The 763-nt window shown below is 50.3% G+C and carries 1 protein-coding gene; it reads right to left on the reverse strand.

Annotation, left to right across the window (positions count from 1 at the left end; all coding sequences use genetic code 11):
• On the reverse strand, nt 1–763 hold a 763-nt coding region (locus IE165_RS18445; protein WP_189628131.1), incomplete at both ends, for a transposase.

The raw sequence follows: 763 nt of genomic DNA on the forward strand, positions 1-763 counted from the left end.
TACGGTTACCTTTAGCGGCATGGCACACGCCCCTCATGGGACATCCTTGGCAATTACGTGCCTGGTATCGACTGACAAGCTGGACATGGCCCGAAGTGGTTATCCGCTGGCCATCGCCAATATGCCCCATTCGTTGTCCAATGGGACAAACCAGATAGTTCTCCGCTTGGTTATAATGCAGACTGTCACTACTAAATGGTCTGATGCCGTGTTTTTGCTCTTTATCAAAGGTGTTGTACTTGATATATGCCTCGATCTCTTTTTGCTCCAGCACAGCATAGTTCTCATCTGAACCATAACCGGCATCGGCGACGATCGCACTGGGAAGAGTATTATACAGCCCCTGGTATTGTTCGATGTGCACGGGAAGGGTCTGGTAATCGGTAGAGGTTTGGTGTAGTGAATAGTTTAGGATGAACTGTTGCTGGGTGCTTATCTGCACGTTGTAGGCCGGCTTCAGCTGGCCATTCAGCATGTGGTCCTCTTTCATACGCATGAAGGTGGCGTCTGGATCTGTCTTGGACATGCTGTTACGCGAACCGAGTTGTTCTTCCTGCTGCTCGTACCGGTCCAGGTTCTTGGGCCAGTGCCTGCGGGCGTAGTTTAGCTTTTGCTTTACTTTGTTGTCCACCGGCTTATCCTGCAGCGCATGATCGATCTTTGCGATCGTTTGACGCACCTGCTGGGCATTTACCTGGTCAAATTCAGATGGAGATGGATCTTTCAATTCTTCGGCAGCAACACCTTGGGCATACTTCCACAG

The organism is Sphingobacterium griseoflavum, assembly GCF_014653155.1.
GTDB classification, from domain to species: domain Bacteria; phylum Bacteroidota; class Bacteroidia; order Sphingobacteriales; family Sphingobacteriaceae; genus Sphingobacterium; species Sphingobacterium griseoflavum.